Below are 19,272 nucleotides of genomic sequence, written 5' to 3'. Positions count from 1 at the left end.
GATCCAATGAATTAAATGCATCAGAACAAGACAGGCGGTAGTCTTAGCCTATTGATTAAGTGATGGCTCAATGACATATTCACTGCGCCTTCAACTCATGCCCACGGAAAAAAATGCGCCCCTTCAAGTCACTTGTTGCAGCCTCGGTGCTGATCAGCGGGTGCAACGGAATGCCCACCGCTTTCACCCAGGATCCTGTCTTTGACCAAGCCTTCGTCGTCCATTCCGGTGCGCCGCTGCCCTATCTGTTGATGGGCACCGCGATCCAGTGGAATGAAGATTACGCCGTCACCGTCAAGCACATCCCTTACATCTCCGGCGCGGTATTCCAGGGGCAAGGCGACGTACAGTTCTTCAAGCACAAGGCCGATTCCGTTCCGATGTGGCGCTCGTACCAGCCGGGTGAAGAACTCACCTCAGTGGGCTACAACTCCGCCTACATGTCGGTGAAAGGCACAGGCCGCGCCCTGCCGGCGATGATTCGCCTGGACGCCAAAGAAGGCAACGTAATGTATGGCACCCATGATGGCCCGGTGGCCAAGGGCATGTCGGGCGGCCCGGTGTTCGCGGCAGACGGCAAGGTGGTGGGGATCACCGTGGCATTGCTGACCTCCAGCGACCTGGCCAAGATCAAGCGCCCGGACCTGGCCAACCAGCCACGGATCAGTATTTTCATGCCGTACAACGAAATCAACCGCGAGTGGACCCGTTACATGGCTCAGGCCAAACCGGCCACGCCAGCGCCGACCCACCTCGCGGTCAACTGATCAACGCTCACGCAACGCTTCGCGGGCGCGGTTGAGGGGCTTGATGAGGTAATCCAGCACGGTTTTTTCACCGGTGCGGATGTCCACCGTGGCGATCATTCCGGGGACGATGGCAAAGCTCTTGCCGGCCTTGTTGCGCAGTACGTCCGAGTCCGTGCGGATGTACACGCGGTAGTAGAAGATTTCCGGCTTCACCTCATCCTGAATCGTGTCCGGCGAGATGGTCACCACCTTGCCGTCGAGGCTGCCGTAGATCGAATAGTCATAGGCCGTGATTTTCACCTTGGCCTGCTGCTCGGGGTGGATGAACGCGATGTCCCGGGGCGAGATGCGCGTTTCGATCAGCAGTTGCTCATCCAGCGGGACGATCTGCATCAGCTGTCCGTTGGGCGGCACGACCCCGCCGATGGTGCTGACTTCGATGTCCTTGACGATGCCGCGCACCGGCGAGCGCAAGGTCAGGCGAGACAGCGAATCGCTGCGGCCGCGGATCACCGCTGACAGCATCTGCGCCTCGGCATTGGCTTTGGCCAGGTCCTCGCGGGCATGCACCATGTATTCGGAACGCGCCTCGGTGGCCTTGAGCTCAAGCTCGGAGCGCTGGCGGTTCAGGCGCAGCACTTCGACCCGGCTCGACGCTCCGATTTTCGCCAGATTCTCGGTGATCGCCAGTTCGCTGCGCACCAGCTTCAGCGAGCTCTCGATGCCGGTGAGGGTTTCGCCGAGGCCCCTGCGCCGGGCGTTGAACAAGTCGGTTTCGGCGCGACGCAGCTCCGGGTACTTGTCCAGCGACGCATCGAACGTCAGCGGCTTCTCGCTCACTTCGGCCTGCAGCCGGTTGACGCTGGCCAGCGCCGCCCGGTACTTCGCCTCGCTCTCGCCGACGTTCGACTCACTCTTCACCGCATCGAGCTGCGCCAGCACCTGGCCGCGCTCCACCAGCGTGCCTTCGCTGACGTTCAGCTCCTTGATGATCCCGCCCTCCATGGACTGAATCAGCTGCTCCCTGGAACTGGGCACCACCTTGCCGGTGCCGGTGGACACTTCCACCACCTGAAACCAGGCCGCCCAGGCAAGGAAACACGCGAGCATCAGCGCGCACGTCCAGATCACCCGTACGCTCCCGGTGATGCTGCGTTCATCCTGGCCGTCGAGGTACGTGACTTGATCGCCAAGCCGTGGGGTTTGCTCCGTGGTCAGTGCGTTCATGCCTGCGCTCCTTGCGGCTGTCTGAGTCGGGTGAGGGCGGCGTCGCGGTGGTCATCGATGACGATGCGGCCGTTGTCCAGCACGATGATCCGTTCCACCAGTTGCAGCAGGCTGACCCGGTGGGTGGCGACGATCAGGGTGCGGCCCTGACACCAGGTCGAGAGTTTTTCCAGCAACTGGCGTTCGGTGATGTCGTCCAGCGAGGCGGTGGGTTCGTCCAGCAGCAGCACCTGGGGCTGACGAATCAGCAGGCGTGAGAGCAGCAGGCTCTGACGCTGACCACCGGACAACCCCAGGCCGCCTTCAAGAATCAGGTGGTCCATGCCCTTGGGCAACTGTCGGACAAATTCCAGCGCGCCGGTCACCGACAGGGCGGCGATGATCTCCTGATCGCTGGCCTGGCCGGCGCCGAGGGTGAGGTTGTCCCGCAGCGTGCCGTGAAACAGCCGCGCCTGCTGGGACATCAGCCCGACGTCCCGGCGCAGGTCGGCCGGATCAAGGTGGGCCAGCGCAATGCCGTCCAGTGTGGTTTCGCCACTGGACAAATCCATCGAGCCTGCCAGCGCCTGCAGCAGCGTGGACTTGCCTGCGCCATTGCGCCCGAGAATGGCGACGCGCTCGCCCGGCCGAATGTTCAGGTTGATGCCGCTCAGGGCAGGCGCGGCCTCTTCGCTGTGCTTGAAGCCGGCCTGACGCAACACGTAGTCACCACGAATGGCGGGCACATGCACGCGCTGACTGCCTTCGGGGTGATCGACCGGCATCTGCATCAGCCGGTTGAGCCCTTGCAGCGCAACCTTCGCCTGCTGCCAGCGGGTCAGCACGTGGGTCAGCTGCGCCATTGGCGCCATCATCCGCGAGGCCAGCATCGAGGCGGCCACCAGGCTGCCGGTGGTGAGGTCGCCGGCAATCACCATGGGCGCACCGAACACGATGACCACGGCAAACACCGCGCCCTGCACGTTCTGGGTCCAGGCCACCAGGCTGTTGGTCAGCGAGCGCAGTTTCAGGCTGCTGTCGGCCGACGCGGCGTTGTAGTGATTCCACTGCTGCTGGAAACGTTGCTCGGCCTGCAGCGCCTTGATGTCGTCCATGCCCTGCACGGTTTCCACCAGCATGGCGTTGCGCAGTGCGGCTTCGCGCATTGAGGCATTGGCCAGCCGCGCCAGCTTGCGTTGGGCAAGGACGCCGGGCAGCACCATCGCCACCAGCGCGACCAAAGGGATCAACACCAGTGGCCCGCCAATCAGGTAGAACACCAGCAAAAACAGAAAGAAAAACGGCATGTCCGCCAGCGCCGTCGCGGTGCTGGAGGTGATCAGGTCGCGGATCTGCTCCAGCTCGCGCAGCTGCGAAATGAACGAGCCGGTGGATTTCGGCCGCGCCGAGTTACGCAAGCGCAGGGCGTGGCCGAAGATCAGGTCCGAGACCCGCAGATCGGCGCGCTTGCCCATCACGTCGGTGATGCGCAGACGCATGATGCGCATGACGAAGTCGAACACCAGCGCCAGCATCACGCCGCCAAACAGCACGTACAGGGTCGGCAGGGATTCGGCCGGAATCACCCGGTCGTAGACCTGCATGGAGAACAGCACGCCCGCCATGCCCAGCAGGTTGGCGACCAGCGACGCCAGCATGACCTGGCGGTAGGGGCGCAGGTCGCTGAGGACGATGCGCCGGAACCAATGCTCGTCGTAGGGCTTGATGTAGTCGTCGGTGCGCACGTCGCTCAGGGGCTGAATCGGCCGCAGGACAACCGTGCGCAGGGCGTGCTCGGCGAGGACGGCCGGGTCGATGCGGCTCTGCAGGCCCTGGTCGCCGCTGTAGGCGATGCCCAGTTCGCCTTGCTCGCTGACGCTTTCGATCACGCCGACCTGGCCGTCGCGCAGTTGCACCAGCAGCGGCGTGCGCCAGCGGGACAGGCTTTTGCGGTCGTAACGGGCGAACTTGACGCTCAAGCCCGCCTGCCGCGCCATGTAGCGGACCACTTCTTCGACTCGGCCCTCGCTATTGGCCGAGGCCAGGCGGATGCTTTCCGGTGACACGTCGAGGCGGTAATGCCGGGCGACGGTGAGGATGGCCTCCAGCCACGGCGCGTAGTCCGGACGATCAGGGCCTGCCGCGGGGGCTTCAGGAATGACGACGGTCTCGGTCATGGCAGGATCTCCACGTGCTGGATGGTGCTGTGATCGATGCCGAACGCGCGGCGCAGCGCACCGCTGTTGTACAGGCAATCGATCTGCAGACGGCGCAGGTCAGCCTGGGTGTTGGCCAGGTCGAAGCGCGACTGGTGGATTTCCTGCTCGGCGTTGAGCAGGTCGAGCAGCGGCCGGGTGCCCAGTTCCAGGTACTGCCGCCCGTACAGCTCGCGGGCTTCGGTGATGCTGGTCTGCCGGGATTCCAGCGAGCTGAGCCGGCGCGTCAGGCCGGACGTCTGCGCCTGCGCCTCGCCCAGCCCTTGCCGCGCCTGCAGGCGTGCGGCGTCCTCGGCGGAATCGGCGGCGGTCAGGGCGTAGTTGGCGGCGCGGCTGCGGGCACTGGTGGCGCCACCCTGATAGATCGGCACTTCCAGGTTGAGAAAGATCCCCGCCTGGGTGCGATTGATCGTCGAGTTCTGGTCGTCGTAATGATCGTCCAGAAACTGGTTGACCGAGGGCTGCAACGACAGCGTCGGGTAGGCTTCCGCCTTGGCCTGGGCCAGTTCGGCCTGGGCCTGGGTGCGCTGGGCGGCGGCTTGCAGCACGGCGGGGAGGGCGTCTGTGCTGATGGGGGCGGTGCAGGCGTCGGTCATCGAGGCGCTGAAGGTGCTGCTGACCTGGGGCGGGGTCTGCCGACCGAGCAGATTGGTCAGCGTCGACTGCCAGCGTGCATACAACGCTTTGTACTCTTGCAGCGTCGCCATGCCGCCCTCGGCGCGGGACTGCGCCTGAACCACGTCGGAACGGGTGCTCGCGCCCATGTCGCTGCGCTGCCTGGCCAGCTCGACGATATCGCCGATGCCGCGAATCTGCTCCCGGGCGATGTCCACCAGACGCTGATAGCGCTGGACTTCGATGTAGGCAAACGCGGTGTCGCGGCTGACCTGATCGATCGCCAGCAGAATGCTCGCCTGACTGCGGGCGGCCTTGGCACGGGCCGCCTCGACTGCGTTCGAGACCTTGCCGAAATCGTAGAGCATCTGTTTGAGGGAGATGCTCACCGACTGGCTGCCGTCGTCGCTGCCATAGCCGCTGGTGTAGCCGCCTTTTATCCCGCCGGAGATCTGCGGGTAGTAACCGGCTTCGGCCACGTTGATGCCCTCGGCCTGTTGATACAAGGTGCCGATCGCTTCGCTGATGCTGGGGTGCCAGTCAACGGCGAGCCGGACGGCCTGTTCGAGGCCCAGGGTCTGACTGTCTTCCTTGACCCCGACCGCTCCGGGCCCGGAACTGCCTTTGGCATTGCTTTTGTGACTGCCTTCACGACCATCGCCCTTGCTCCGCTGATCCGCGGGCTTCGCCTGCAGGCGGGAAGGGCTGATGCTGCGCAGGCCGGGATCGATTTGATCCTCTGCCAGCGCAACGGAAAAAATCGGGTGACTCAGGCCGACGGTCAGGACGACCGCCGTCCATTTCTGCTTGCGAACGCGCTCCACATGGCTTCCTTACTGTACGAATACAGAGCTTCCCTTTTGTTGAATCAACCGGCCGAGCGCATTGATCGGCCGGTTGAACCCCGCCTCCGGCAGCGCCAGAGGGCGGGCTGATCAGACGACGTGAATACCGTTCTGCACCCACAGATGATGGGTTGGATCTTCTTGCGGCGTGTACTGGGTGTAATCGACGCCATCGGCCTGTTGCGCGCCGCCGGCGACCCAGGTGTTGGTCATGTGCACGCTGTCTCCACTGCCTCCCTTGATGATCAATGTGTTGCTGTCGGCCGAGGTAATGGACACCAGGTCCGCCAGGCTGATGGTCAGCGCGACGGCGCTGGTGTGGTTCAGGTCCAGCACCTCGATGTTGTGGATCCGGCGCTGCAGATCGCCCAGGTTAATGGTCGCGTCGCCCCCGGCCCACAGCAGGGTGTCGGTGCCCGTGCCGCCATCGACCGAGGCGAAATGCTGGTCGGCGATGATCAGCGTGTCGTTGCCGGCGCCGCCCTGCAGGGTGACCGCCCCACCATGGGACCCGTCCAGCGTGTCATTGCCGGCGGTGCCCTGGATCAGCGCGGCACCGGTGGTGGCGATGGCCGTGGCGCTGTGATCATCGCCGCTCGCTACGGTGGACAGCGCGGCAAACGAGGTAGTGGCGACGGCACCGGCCTGTTCCAGATCAATGGTCAGCGTCGCCGTGTCGGTGGTGCCGTTGGGGTGCTTGAGTTGGTAGGTAAAGACCTCCTCACGGCCGATGACCGCATCGGTCTGGCCCGGCGTCAGGGTGTAGGTGTAGCGCCCGTCGGCCTGCACCAGCAGCGAACCGTAGGTGCCGACAATGGTGGTGCCGTTGTAGCCCGGCGTCACGTAACTGCCGGCCGCCAGCACGTTGAGCACGGTGTACGCCGAGCCCAGCACATCAGCGCCGCCGCCGGCTGTGTCGGTGAGCAGATTGCCCGCCACCGGGGTGTAGCTGCCCACCACGAACTGATTGGTGTAGGTGGCGTCGTTGGTCAGGCTGATGTTGACCGTACTGGCGACACCGACGCCCCCGGCGGCGAGTTTGACCTGATAGCTGCCAGGTCCCTGGTCATCGAAGCGCGCGGCGTAATTGCCGCCGCCCAGATTGGCGAGCGAAGCACCACTGTAGTTCTTGACCAGCACGTACTGGCCGGTGGCGGTGTTGAGCTTGTACAGGCCCAGGGTCAGGGACCCGAGCAGGCTGAGCAGGTTGGAGGAGTTGACCACTACCGTCAGGTCACTGATCGCACCGGCCGCCACGCTGGTGGTCCATGAACCACTGCCGCCCAGCACCGGCACGATGAACGGGCCCAGCGCCGTGGTAGCGATGACCTCCTTGTTGACCAGCGTGATGTCACTGACTGCGACGTCGTTGGTGGCATCGACCACCAGGGCCGGGCTGGCCAGGCTGGTATCGCTCCACACCTCGGTGGCCTGTGGGCTGTCGATGCGCACGTACAGATTGGCGGTGTCGCTGAGGCCATTGGGGTGCACCAGCTGATAGCTGAAGACATCCACTTTGCCGACGCTGGTGACCGCGCCGTCGGGCCGGTAGCTGTAGTTGCCGCTGGCGTCGATGGTCAACGTGCCGTACAGGCCTTGCACTGTGGTGCCCGAGCTGGCGGTGACGTAGCTGCCGTTTTTCAGCACCTGCAACACAGCGCCGTTGTCCGGGCCGGTCACGTCTGCCTGGCCATCAATCCCAGGGTTGGTGATGACGTTGCCGGTCACGGGGGCATCGGCCACCCCGTTGAACTGGGTCAGGCTGGTGACGTCCAGCTGCAGCTGGGTGGTGACGTTGGTCACCACGCCAATCCCGGTGCTCGACACGACCAGCCGGTAATCGCCGCCCAGCAGATCGCCGATGTTCACCCGCACGCCCTGGCCGGTCAGCGCCACCAGATCGAGCAGGCCGCCGTTGCCATTGACGTCCAGGGTCACCCAGTTGCCGCTGGCGTTCTTCACCTGCAGCGTATAGACCACGCCGTCGAGCAAGGACACGGCACTACCGGTGGTCAGTGTCAGGGTCGGATCAAGGGTGGTGCCGCTGTTGACCGTAAACACGAACGCCTTGGAGAAACCGGCCAACAAGGTGGTGAAGGAGTCCGCAACGTTCTGCGTGGTCTTCACCGGCACGAGGCTGACGGTGGCGGTGGCCAGGTTATCGCTGGCGATCACCGGCGTGTTGACGTCGATGTCCGGCGCGGTGACGTTGGCCACCACCGACAGGTTGCCCTTGATGTCAGTGAGGCTGACCAGCAGGGTTTCGCCGTTGATTTGCGCGGGGGCGAGGGTGACGCTGAAGATTCCCGTGGCCCCGACGGTGCCCGTCCCGAGCACCGCGCCGCCGGTGGATTTGATTTGCACCGTCGAACCGATTTCGCCCGTGCCGCTGACGGTCAGGCCATCGACGCTGACCAGCAGCGCAGTGGGTGCAGCGGGGGGTGTCAGGTCAGGCGCAATGGCGCTCGCCGAAAGCGACACGTTACCCGCGGCATCGGCCTGGGTGATGCTCAGCACCTGGTTGTTGATCTGCGCGGCGTTCAGCGCCACCGAGAAGCTGCCGTTGGCGGCGACTGTCGCGCTGCCGAGGACGACCCCGAGTGCGTTGCGCACGGTCACCGTCGACCCCGCAACACCGGTGCCCGTGACCACCGAGCCACTGGCGTTGATGCTCACCGCCGTCGGTGCGACGGGGGCCGTGGTATCAGGTGCCACCAGGCTGCCGGCGGCCGACACGTTACCGGCAACGTCGACCTGACGCACCGTCAACGCCTGGCCATCCAGCTGAGCGGCATTGAGGGTGAGGCTGAACGTTCCGCCCGCGCCGACCGTGGTTGTGCCCAGCAGCGTGCCGCCGGCATTGACCACGTTGACCGTCGCGCCCACTTCACCGCTGCCGCTGAGGGTCAGTCCGTTGGCGGCCAGCACCAGGGCGGAAGGGGGATTAGGCGCCTGAATATCCGCAGCGGTGACCGTCGCCACGGCCGAGGCGTTGCCCGTCACGTCCGCTTGCTGGACGCTCAACACCTGACCGTTCAACTGGGCTGTGGAGAGCAAGACGACAAACCCGCCCGCGGCATTGACCACTGCGCTGCCGAGCACTGCGCCGGCCGCATTGGTCACACGTACGGTCGCGCCTGCCTCGCCGTTACCGCTGACTTGCAGGCCCGCGCCATTCAGGGCGACGTTGGTCAGCGCGGCGGGTGGCGTGGTATCGACGGCGCTGAGGTTTGCCAGCAACGAGACGTTGCCGGCGACATCACGCTGGCTTACCGACAGCAACTGACCGTTGAGCTGGGCCGCCGAGAGATTGGCGCTGAACGTGCCGTCCAGTGCAACGGTTGCCGTGCCGAGTACGACGCCGAGGCTACTGCGCACAGTGACCGTCGCACCGGCTTCGCCAATCCCGGTCAGGACTGTGCCGGCGCCATTAAGCACCAGCGCTGCGGGTGCATTCGGCGCGGTGATGTCGGGTGCGGTGACCGGCAATATGCCGGACTGCAAACCCACGCTGTCGGTCTGATACGCGTTGAGCACCTGACCGTTGGCTTGCGCCGGGTTCAACAAGACGCCAAACGTACCGCCGGCATTGACCACGGCGGTGCCGAGCGTAACGCCCGCGGCGGTGGTAACGGTCACCGTCGCCCCGGCTTCGCCACGTCCCGTCACCAGCGTACCGGTGGCGCTGACCGCGAGGTCGCTGAGCGCAGCCGGTGGCGTTGTGTCAGCCGCCACCACCGCAGCCGGCAAAGAAGCGCCACCTGCTCCGGTACTCGCCGTCACGCCAAGGCTTTCGCCGTTGGTTTGTGCGGTGTTGAGGGTCACCGTGAACGTACCGCCAGCATTGGTGGCCGCCGTCCCGAGCACGGCGCCTGTTGCGCTGTACACCGTGATGGTGGTGCCCGTTGCGGCGCTGCCGGTCACGCTCAGACCGTCGGCGCTGACCTGCAGATTGGTCGGCGCATTCGGTGGCGGGGTCACGGGCACGGTGAGGTTGAGCGTCCCGGACACATTGTTGCTGGCGTCCACCTGACCGACCGTGAGCACGTTGTTGGCCGTGACGCCGGGGGCCAGGGTGACCACGAAGGTGCCGTTGGCCGCCACTTGCCCGGTGCCGAGCGTGACGCCGAGGGAGTCTTTGACGGTCACGATCGCGCCCGCTTCACCGCGGCCTGCCAACAGCAGGTAATCGGCGCTGATGGTCAGGTTGCTGACAGGATCAGGCGCCTGAGTGTCCGGCACTGTGTAAACCAGCGGCGCGGAAGCGTTGTTGGCCGCGTCCGTTGCAGTCACGGAAATGACTTGCCCGTTGGCCTGCGCAGGATTCAGCCCGACTTCGTAACGGCCCCCGGCGTCGGTCCGCGTGGAGCCCAGCAACGTGCCGTCGGCGGACCTTACGGTCACCGTGCTGTTGGCTTCGGCAGTTCCTTGCAGAATCGTGCCATTGCCGGTCAGCGAGATGAACGTCGGAATCACTGGCGGCGTGATGTCCGGTGCGGTGACCGCCACCGGCGTCGAATCGTTAAGTGCTGCATCAACCTGCACCACCGACAGCGACTGGCCATCAAGCTGCGCGGGCGCCAGCGCAAAGCTGAACGTGCCGTCCGCGCGCACGATGGCGGTGCCGGGCAACGGCGTGCCCGCCACCGACACCGAGACCGTGGCCCCGGGTTCCCCGCGACCGCTGAGGGTCAGGCCGTCCTGGCTGACGGAGAGGTTGGTCACGGCGAGCGGATCGGTGACGTCGTCGGCCCGGTAAACCACCGTGCCGGACACGTTGTTGGCCGCATCGGTCTGGGTGACGTTGAGCGTCTCGCCGTTGAGCTGGGCAGATGACAGCGTGACGCTGAACGAGCCGTCGGCCAACACCGTGGTGGTGCCGAGGCTGGCGCCGGTGGCACTGGTCACTTTGACCGTGGCGCCTGCTTCACCGGTGCCGGTCAGGATCAGGCCGTCGCCACTCAGCGGCGCCAGGACCGGCAGCGCGGGCGGGGTGTTGTCGGGCGCGGTAACGGGCGCGCCAACGGACGGATTGCCCGCAGCATCACGTTGCACGATCGACAGCAGTTCGCCGTTGATTTGCGGCACCGACAGCGAGACCGCGAAATTACCATCCACACCCACCACGCCGGTGCCGACGAGGTTACCTGCCCCATCGGTGATCAACAGGCTGGCACCTGCCTCACCGCGGCCGCTGACCACTGCGCCGGTGTCATCGATTTGCACGTTGGTGACGGGTGCGGGCGGCGTCAGGTCGGGTGAAGCCAGGGAGCCCGCAGCCGACGCGTTGTTGGCGGCGTCGGTGAGCACGACAAACACCGGCTGACCGGCGTTTTGCGTCTGTGACAGGTTGATCAGGAACGTGCCATCGACGCCCACGGTGCCGGTGCCGACTAGCGTGCCATCTGCCAAGGTGATGCGCACCCCCGCACCGACTTCGCCGCTCCCACTGAGCACGCTGCCGGAAGCATTGAACTGCAGATCGGTGGCGACGGCTGGCGGGGTCAAATCCGGCGCGGTGACCGTCGCTGGCACGCTGACATTCCCGGGTGGGTCGGCCTGCTGAACGCTCAGCACTTGGCTGTTGATCTGCGGGGTGGTGAGGGTGACGCTGAACGTGCCGTCGGCCAGAACCAGGGTGGTGCCGAGCAGCGTACCGCCGGCGTCGCGGACGGTGACGGTGGCGCCGGCTTCACCGGTCCCGGTGACCACCGCACCGGCGGCGTTGATGCGCACGTTGTCCAGCGGGTCGGGCGGGGTGAAGTCCGGGGTGGTCAGGCTGGCTTGGGGTGACACGTTGCCGACGGCATCGCGTTGCACCAGCGTCAGCACTTCGGCGTTGGACAGCGCCGGGACCAGCACCAGGGTAAACGCCCCGGTGCTGCCCACCGTTGCCGTGCCGAGCACGGTGCCGAGGTCGTTGGTCACTGTGACAATTGCCCCGGCTTCACCGCGGCCGGTCAGCGTTGCGCCATCGCTGGAAATGCTCAGCTGGGTCAGGGCCAGCGGCGCCGTGGTGTCGACCGAGGTCAGGCTGGCAGGCAGGGAAATATTCCCGGCCGCGTCAGTCAGGGTCACCGCCAGCAATTCGCCGTTGGCTTGCGGGGTGGTGAGGGCGAGCTGGAAGGTGCCATCGATGCGCACGCTGCCGGAGCCCACCAGCGCGCCGCTGGCGTTGAACACATTGACCGTGGCGCCAGGCTCGCCGGTGCCCGATAGCATCGCGCCGTCTGCCGTCACCGACAGGGCGAGCGGCGCATTCGGGGCGATCAGGTCTCTGGCGGTCAGCGCGAGGCTGGCCGATTCATTACCGGCGAGGTCGGTCTGGCTGATGCTCAGGGACTGGCCGGCAATCTGCGGCGGGTTCAGCGTCAGCGAGAAGTTGCCGTCGAGGCCCACTTGCCCGGTACCCAGGATGACCCCGCCAGCGCCGAGCACCGTCACCGTTGCGCCCGCTTCGCCGTGGCCGGTCAGGGTGACACCGTTGGTATTGAGCACCAGATCGGTGAGCTGCCCGGGCGCGGTGACATCCGCCGCCAGGTAACCGGTGGCCAGCGAGTTGATGCCGTCGCTGGACGTGGCGATGGCCGCAAGCGATTCACCGTTGAGCTGCGCGGCATTGAGGGGCGCGCTGAACGTGCCGTCGCCGTTGACCAGCGCCGTGCCCAGCAGCACACCCGAGGCGGTGCGGACGCTGACGGTGCTGCCGGCGTTGGCGGTACCGGTCAGCGTCAGGCCGTCTGCGCTGAGGGCGAGATTCACCGGCGCCGGTTCGGCGAGATTGCCGGGCGCAACCACCGTGCTGGCGTCGGAAGCATTGCCGGCGGCGTCGGTCTGGACCACGGTCAACGTGCCGCCGGCCACTGCCGCCGGGGTCAGACCGAGGGTGAAGCTGCCATTGGCGGCCACGGTCGCGGTGCCCAGCGCGTTGCCATTGGCATCGCGCACCACCACTGTCGCACCGGGCTCGCCGATACCGCCCAGGGTCAGGCCATCGGCGCTGACCGCGAGGTTGCTGACGGCGGCGGGCGCGACGGTGTCGGCGGCTTGGTAGGGCGCCGCCACCGAGACATTGCCGGCCGCATCAGTGGCCGTGACACTGAGGCTCTGGCCGTTGAGTTGGGGGCTGGACAGGGTGACCTGGAACACACCATTGGCCCCGGCGACGCCTGAACCCAGCACGTTGCCGGCCGCATCGCGCACGGTGACGGTGCTGCCGGCTTCGGCGTTACCTGCCAGTTGCGCGCCGCTGCCGCTCAGCAGCAGAGCGGTCGGACTGTCCGGTGCCGTGAGGTCGACGGACGTCACGTTGACCGCCGTCGAGACGTTGCCGGGCGGGTCTTCCTGGGTGACGGTCAGCACTTCGGCATTGAGCTGCGCGGTCGTCAGCGTGACGCTGAACGCGCCATTCGCGGCCACCAGCGCCGTGCCCAACAGGGCACCGCCGGCCGTGCGCACCGACACCGTTGCGCCAGGTTCGCCCCGGCCGGTCACGGTCAGGCCGTCGGCGTTCACCGCCACTTGGGTGAGGGCGGCGGGCGGGCTGATGTCCGGCGCTGTGAGGTTGATCGACGGCGAGACATTGCCGCTCGGGTCGGTCTGGCTGATGTCCAGGGCCTGGCCGTTAGTCGGCGCAGGGGCGAGGGTCACGGTAAAGGTGCCGTCACTGGCCACAAGGGCGGTGCCAAGCAACGTGCCGGTGATGTCGAGGACGCTAACAGTCGCACCGGCCTCACCGGTGCCGGTCAGTGTGCTGCCGTTGGCGCTGATCAGCAGGTTCTGCAGCAGCGCCGGCGGGGTGGTGTCCACCGTGGTCAGGCTTGCGACGCCCGAGACGTTGCCCGCCACGTCGGTCAGGGTGACGGACAGCGGTTCACCGGTGGTCACGGCGTTCGGCAGCGTGACCTGGAACTGGCCGCTCTGGTTGACGATGCCGGTGGCGAGAACGTTGCCGGCGGCATCACGAATGGTCACGGTCGCGCCGGCTTCACCAACGCCGTTGACCACGGTGCCGACGTTGTTGATGGTCACACCGGTGGCGGCATCGGGCGCCTTCAGGTCCGGCGCACTGATGCTGCCCGATTGCGACACGTTGCCCGCCAGGTCGGTTTGCGTGGCGGTGAGCGGCTGGGCGTCCAGTTGGGGCGGCGTCAGTGCGATGGCGAACGTGCCATTGGGCGCAACCGTGCCGGCGCCCAGCACGGCGCCGCCACTGTTTGTAATGGTCACCGTCGCGCCGGCTTCACCGCGCCCGGTGACGGCGCTGCCATCGCCATTGATGGTCAGACCTGCCGGCGCGTCGGGTGCCGTGAGGTCATTGGCGACCACCAGCGCGGTGACCGAGGTGTGGCCAGCGTCATCGGTCGAGACGACGTGCAAGCTCTGCGCGTTCAATTGAGCGAAACGCATCAGGATGCTGAAGCGGCCGAAGCTGTTGACCCTGCCGCTGCCCAGGCTGACGCCGTTGCTGTCGAGGATGTTCACCGTGCTGCCCGGGGTTGCGGCGCCGGTGAGAATGAAGCCGTCGCTGCTGACGGCGAGGTCGCTGGGGGTCGCCAGCTGGGTGCCGTCCGGCCCTGGGAGGGTGACCGCGTTGGAGGCGTTGCCGATGGCGTCGGTGCTGATGACGTCGACGTTGGTGTTGTTTGCAGCAGGCGGAATGAGGCCGATAACAAACGTACCGTCCTGGCCAACCGTGCCGGTGCCGAGCACGACATTGCCCGGCCCGCGAACGGTGACGGTGGTGCCGGGTTCGCCGACCCCGGAAACGTTCGCGCCGTCCGGACTGATCGCCAGATTCGTCACATCGACCGGTGGTGTGGTGTCCGGTGCGAGCACCGGGGTCGCCAGCGAATCGTTGGCACCATCGGTGGCGACCACTTGCACCGTCTCGCCGTTGCTCAGGATCGGCGCAACGTTAAAGATGAAAATCCCGTCCGTCCCGGCAACGGCAGTGCCGATCTGAACGCCAGCGGCATCGAGAATTTTCACCGAGCCGCCGGGCACGGTGGTGCCGGTCAACAGCCCGGCGGCATCCAGCGTCAGGCCGCTTGGCACGGGCGGCGCGGTGAGGTCGGGTGCCGTGACCGAACCGGCCAGCGAGGGCAGGGTGCTGGCGTCGGTCTGGGTCACGCTCAACACCTGACCGTCCAGCTGCGGCGGGCTCAGGGTCACCGCGAAAATGCCGTTGGTTCCCACGATGGCCGAGCCCAGCAGGGTCCCGCTGACATCCCGCACTTGAACGGTATCGCCCGCAACGCCTGTTCCGGAAACGGTCAGGCCGTCGTTGCTGATGGTAATCCCGGCGGGCGCGCCCGGCGCAGTGGTGTCTGGCGCGTTGAGCGAGGAGGCGGGGGAGATGTTGCCGGCGGCGTCGGTCTGCTTGACCAGCAGCACCTGGCCGTCGGCCTGGATCGCGTTGAGGAGGACGTCGAAGCGGCCGTTCAGCGGGTCGGCCGTGGCGGTGCCCAGCACGTTGCCATTGACGTCGAGCACGTTGACGGTGGCGCCGGGCTCGCCCTGGCCGCTGAGCGTCAGGCCATCGGTGCCAAGAATGAGGCCGGTGGGGGCGTCGGGGGCCTGGATGTCCGCCGCCAGCAATGGCGTGGCGGGAGAGGCCAGGGCCGAGCCGTCGACTTGCGTGACGCTCAGGGGCTGATTGTTGATCTGCGCGCTGGAAAGCGTCACCTCAAAGCGCCCGTCACTGCCGACCACGGCGCTGCCCAGCGTTGCGCCGAGGTCATCCTTGACGGTGACGGTGGCGCCGCTCTGGCCGTTACCGGTGACGATCAAACCGTTGGCCGACAGATTGAGGTTGGTCACAGCTCCCGGTGCGATGACGTCGGGCGCCGTGACCGGAGCGGCTACCGACTGGTTGCCTGCAGCGTCGATCTGGGTGACTTGCAACAACTGGCCGTCGGTTTGAGCGGTCGTCAGGGTCAGGGAGAAGCTGCCGTCGGGCCCGGCCTGGCCGCTGCCAATGACGTTGCCGGCCGCATCTCGCACCGTGAGGCTTGCGCCGGCTTCACCGGTACCGGTGAGGACCAGACCCGTGCCGTCGAGGACAACGCCGGTCAGCGACGCAGGCGCCTGGGTGTCGGGGGTGATGAAGCTTACCGACGGTGCCAGGTTGCCGGTGCCGTCACTGGCGCCGATCAGCAGGGTCTGGCCGTTGTTCTGCGGGCTGTTCAGCGTCACGCTGAAGCGACCGTCGGCGGCAGCGATCGCCGTGCCGAGCACCGTGCCGTCGAGGGTGGTGACGGTGATCGTTGCCCCGGCCTCGCCGGTGCCGGTCAGCGTTGTGCCGCTGGCGTCGATGCTGATCGCAGCGGGCTGCAGCGGGCCGTCGAGGTCCGGCGCGCTGACGGCCGTGGCAAGGGACGGATTTCCGGCAGCGTCGCTCAGCACCACCTGCAATGCCTGGCCATTGGTTTGAGCAGAAGCGAGCGTGACGGTGAAGTTGCCGGTTGCGGACGTCACGCCGGTGCCGATGACAATGCCAAGGGCGTCCCGTACCGAAACGGTCGCACCGGGTTCGCCACGGCCGGTCAGGGTCAGGCCGTTATTGGCGACGCTGAGATCGGTGGCAGCGGAAGGACCGGTGACGTCGGGCGCGGTGACGGGAACGGTGACCGAGCTTTCGCCCTGACCGTCGACCGCGACCACGTCGAGCACTTCGCCGTTGGCCAGGCCCGGGTTGAGCACAACGGTGAAGCTGCCATTGCCGCCCACGGTCGCACTGCCGAGCAGCACGCCGTTGGCATCGCGCACCTGGACCACCGAACCGGCGCTCGCGGTGCCGGTCAGCTGGGTGCCGTCGCCATTGATGACCAGACCGGAAGGCGTGGTCGGGCCGATGGCGTCGGGCGCCGTGACCGCCAGCACGGTGGACGGCAGGCCTGCGCTGTCGGTCTGGATGACTTGCACCAGATCGCCGGGGTTGACCGGTGGAGTCAGGGTGGTGGCGAAGGTGCCATTGGCGCCGACGACCACCGTGCCGATTGGCGTGCCGTTGGCCACGAGGGTCACTGTCGCGCCGGCTTCTCCTTTACCCGAGACCTGCGTGCCGTCCGCGCTGATCACCACATCGGTGACCTGGTCGGGTGGCGTGGTGTCGGCAACGGTCAGCTCGGCGGAGGCGGAGTTGCCCGCCGAGTCCGTGGCGCTGACGTTGAGTTTTTCGCCATTGAGCTGCGCGATGTCGAGGGTCACGCTGAAGGTGCCGTCGAGACCGGCGCGGGCGACGCCAATGACTGCCCCCGACGCCGTGCGCACAAGGATTCGAGCGCCCGCTTCGGCAACACCTGTAAGGATCAGGCCGTCGGCCGACAGGACGAAATTCGAAGGCGTCACCGGCGCGGTGGTGTCCGGTGCTTGCAGTGCCACGTTGGCGGAGATGTTGCCGGCGGCATCGACCAGGGTGAGCTGCAGCAACTGACCGGCGATTTGTGACGCGTTCAGGGTGATGTTGAACAGCCCGTCAGTGCCCACGACGGCCGTGCCGAGTACGTTGCCGATTGCATCGATGACGCTGGCGATACTGCCGGCTTCGCCACGGCCACTGACGATCAAGCCATTGCCGCTGATCGCGATGCCGGTCGGCGCATCCGGCGGCGTCACGTCCCCGGTGGGGGGCGTGACGTCGATGTCCGGCGCCAGCGCTTGAGCCGGCGGGGAGACGTTGCCGGCGGCGTCGACCGCATTCACGGTCAGCGACTGGCCGTCGGTTTGCGCGGGGCTGAGCCCAAGGCTGAAAGTGCCGTCCGCTGCGACGATGCCGCTGCCCAGCAGGGTGCCGTCGGCGGCGCGCACCTGAATGGTGGCGCCGACTTCGCCGGAACCGGTAATGCGCGTGCCATCGGTGCTGACGGCAAGGTTGGCCGGCGCATCGGGTGGCGTGGTGTCGCCGGGCGGGGTGATATCGATGTCCGGTGCCAGCGCCTGAGCCGGCGTGGAGACGTTGCCGGCGGCGTCGACCGCATTCACGGTCAGCGACTGGCCGTCGGTTTGCGCAGGGTTGAGCCCGAGGCTGAAAGTGCCGTCCGCTGCGACGATGCCGCTGCCCAGCAGGGTGCCATCGGCGGCGCGCACTTGGATGGTGGCGCCGACTTCGCCGGAGCCTGTGATGCGCGTGCCATTAGCGCTGACGGCGAGGTTGGCCGGCGCATCGGGTGGCGTGGTGTCGCCAGGCGGGGTGATATCGATGTCCGGCGCCAGCGCTTGAGCCGGCGGGGAGACGTTGCCGGCGGCGTCGACCGCATTCACGGTCAGTGATTGGCCGTCGGTTTGCGGTGGGTTGAGCGACAGGCTGAATGTTCCGTCTGCCGCAACGATGCCGCTGTTCAGCAGGGTCCCGTCGGCGGCGCGCACTTGGATGGTGGCGCCGACTTCGCCGGAACCGGTAATGCGCGTGCCATCGGCGCTGACGGCAAGGTTGGCCGGCGCATCGGGTGGCGTGGTGTCGCCAGGCGGGGTGATATCGATGTCCGGTGCCAGCGCTTGAGCCGGCGGGGAGACGTTTCCAGCCGCGTCGACCGCATCAACGGTCAGTGATTGGCCGTCGGTTTGCGGTGGGTTGAGCGACAGGCTGAATGTTCCGTCTGCCGCCGCGGTACCGCTGCCGAGCAGGGTGCCAGCGTTGTTGCGAACCCGAACGGTCGCGCCGGCTTCACTGATGCCGGTCAGGGACGTCCCGTCTGCACTGACCAGCAGATTGCTCGGGGCCACGGGAGCTGACGTGTCAGCGGCATTTCCACCGCCGCCACCACCACCGCCACCTGCGACCCCGCCCGCTGCCGCCGCCGCACCGCCCGCGCCCAACAGACCCAGCCCGGCAATCGCAAAGGTGGGGGTCGTGCCCCCCACCACGCCGGCTCCGGCGATGAGCTCATCCAGAGAGCTGACTTCGTCGAAGGTAAAGCCGGTGAAGGACTGAGCGTCGTACTGCGCCTGCCACAGGGTGCCATCTTCGCCCTGAAACACCATGTCGCTGGTGGGGCCTTCCGGCGCGGTACTAAAGAAGTTGGCAACTTTGACCTGATCGCCATTCTTCAAATTAACCACCAGGTCTTGCCCATTGCGGGAGACCGAAGCGACTTGGCTGGGTGGAACGGGCATTTGAACAACGGAGGGTGAATTGAGTGAAAGATCGCCCCACGTGTTGGCAGTAAGTTCGGAGGTTGCTTTATTGGCTACAACAATATTGTCCATTCTGACAGTCCTTTTCTTCGCTTTTAGCACTACAACAACGCGGGTAATGGCGTGTCATACCAGCCACCTGATTCATCGAGTCAGGCGCAGCTTTGTTTCTTGTTAGGTGTGACGCTGTTTGCCAATAATTTAGATCGGATCTATTCGAGATCAATGGAAAATACTTTGACGTTTATCGATATGACGAAATGGATATGACGTAAGCCATTGCTACGTCAGCAAAAAATGTGAGTTAGATATCGATCTACCGATCGTCGGCGGTTTTACGCAAATGTGCTCGTACGAGTGGAGAACGTTTGCGCGTTACAGTCGATTAGTTGAAGCGCCACTGTGGCTGTCGGGACTGGGTGGATCTCGTTGCGCATATTCACCTGAATGTGCACACGCTGAAGGACGTGCTGCGTTTTATATTTCACGACGGCGGGCAGGGGG

The 19,272-nt window shown here is 66.1% G+C and carries 5 protein-coding genes; 1 reads left to right on the top strand and 4 read right to left on the bottom strand.

Features of this window, described 5'->3' with window-relative positions:
* The first annotated feature begins 170 nt into the window (after nt 1–170).
* Nucleotides 171–767, top strand: a complete 597-nt coding sequence (locus SLW75_RS04930; protein WP_244160408.1) for a serine protease — start codon at nt 171–173, stop codon at nt 765–767.
* On the opposite strand, the gene SLW75_RS04925 is transcribed toward SLW75_RS04930, so the two are convergent.
* The 4 genes from SLW75_RS04925 to SLW75_RS04910 form a co-directional block, all read right to left on the bottom strand.
* The gene (locus tag SLW75_RS04925; protein ID WP_065991607.1) at nt 768–1,976 is read right to left on the bottom strand and encodes an HlyD family efflux transporter periplasmic adaptor subunit; all 1,209 of its coding nucleotides are present in this window, start codon (nt 1,974–1,976) and stop codon (nt 768–770) included.
* Entirely contained in the window at nt 1,973–4,132 is a 2,160-nt protein-coding gene (locus tag SLW75_RS04920) for a type I secretion system permease/ATPase (RefSeq protein ID WP_065991608.1), read from the bottom strand. Before SLW75_RS04920 ends, SLW75_RS04925 begins: the two co-directional genes overlap by 4 nt.
* On the bottom strand, nt 4,129–5,610 hold the full coding sequence (locus SLW75_RS04915; protein ID WP_410933716.1) for a TolC family outer membrane protein: 1,482 nt from the start codon (nt 5,608–5,610) through the stop codon (nt 4,129–4,131). Before SLW75_RS04915 ends, SLW75_RS04920 begins: the two co-directional genes overlap by 4 nt.
* Nucleotides 5,611–5,721: 111 nt before the next feature.
* Nucleotides 5,722–18,840: a BapA/Bap/LapF family large adhesin gene (locus tag SLW75_RS04910; RefSeq protein ID WP_410933715.1), complete on the bottom strand. Its 13,119-nt coding sequence runs from the start codon at nt 18,838–18,840 to the stop codon at nt 5,722–5,724.
* Between the last annotated feature and the right edge of the window lie 432 nt (nt 18,841–19,272).

Source organism: Pseudomonas sp. W5-01, assembly GCF_046540435.1.
In the GTDB taxonomy this organism is placed as follows: Bacteria; Pseudomonadota; Gammaproteobacteria; order Pseudomonadales; family Pseudomonadaceae; genus Aquipseudomonas; species Aquipseudomonas graminis_B.
This window is presented reverse-complemented; position numbering and strand designations above follow the sequence as displayed.

Bases quoted from the DNA above. Each gene is read 5' to 3' on its own strand.
- SLW75_RS04930 (WP_244160408.1), top strand. From the start codon at position 171: ATGCCCACCGCTTTCACCCAGGATCCTGTCTTTGACCAAGCCTTCGTC.
- SLW75_RS04925 (WP_065991607.1), bottom strand. From the start codon at position 1,976: ATGAACGCACTGACCACGGAGCAAACCCCACGGCTTGGCGATCAAGTC.
- SLW75_RS04920 (WP_065991608.1), bottom strand. From the start codon at position 4,132: ATGACCGAGACCGTCGTCATTCCTGAAGCCCCCGCGGCAGGCCCTGAT.
- SLW75_RS04910 (WP_410933715.1), bottom strand. From the start codon at position 18,840: ATGGACAATATTGTTGTAGCCAATAAAGCAACCTCCGAACTTACTGCC.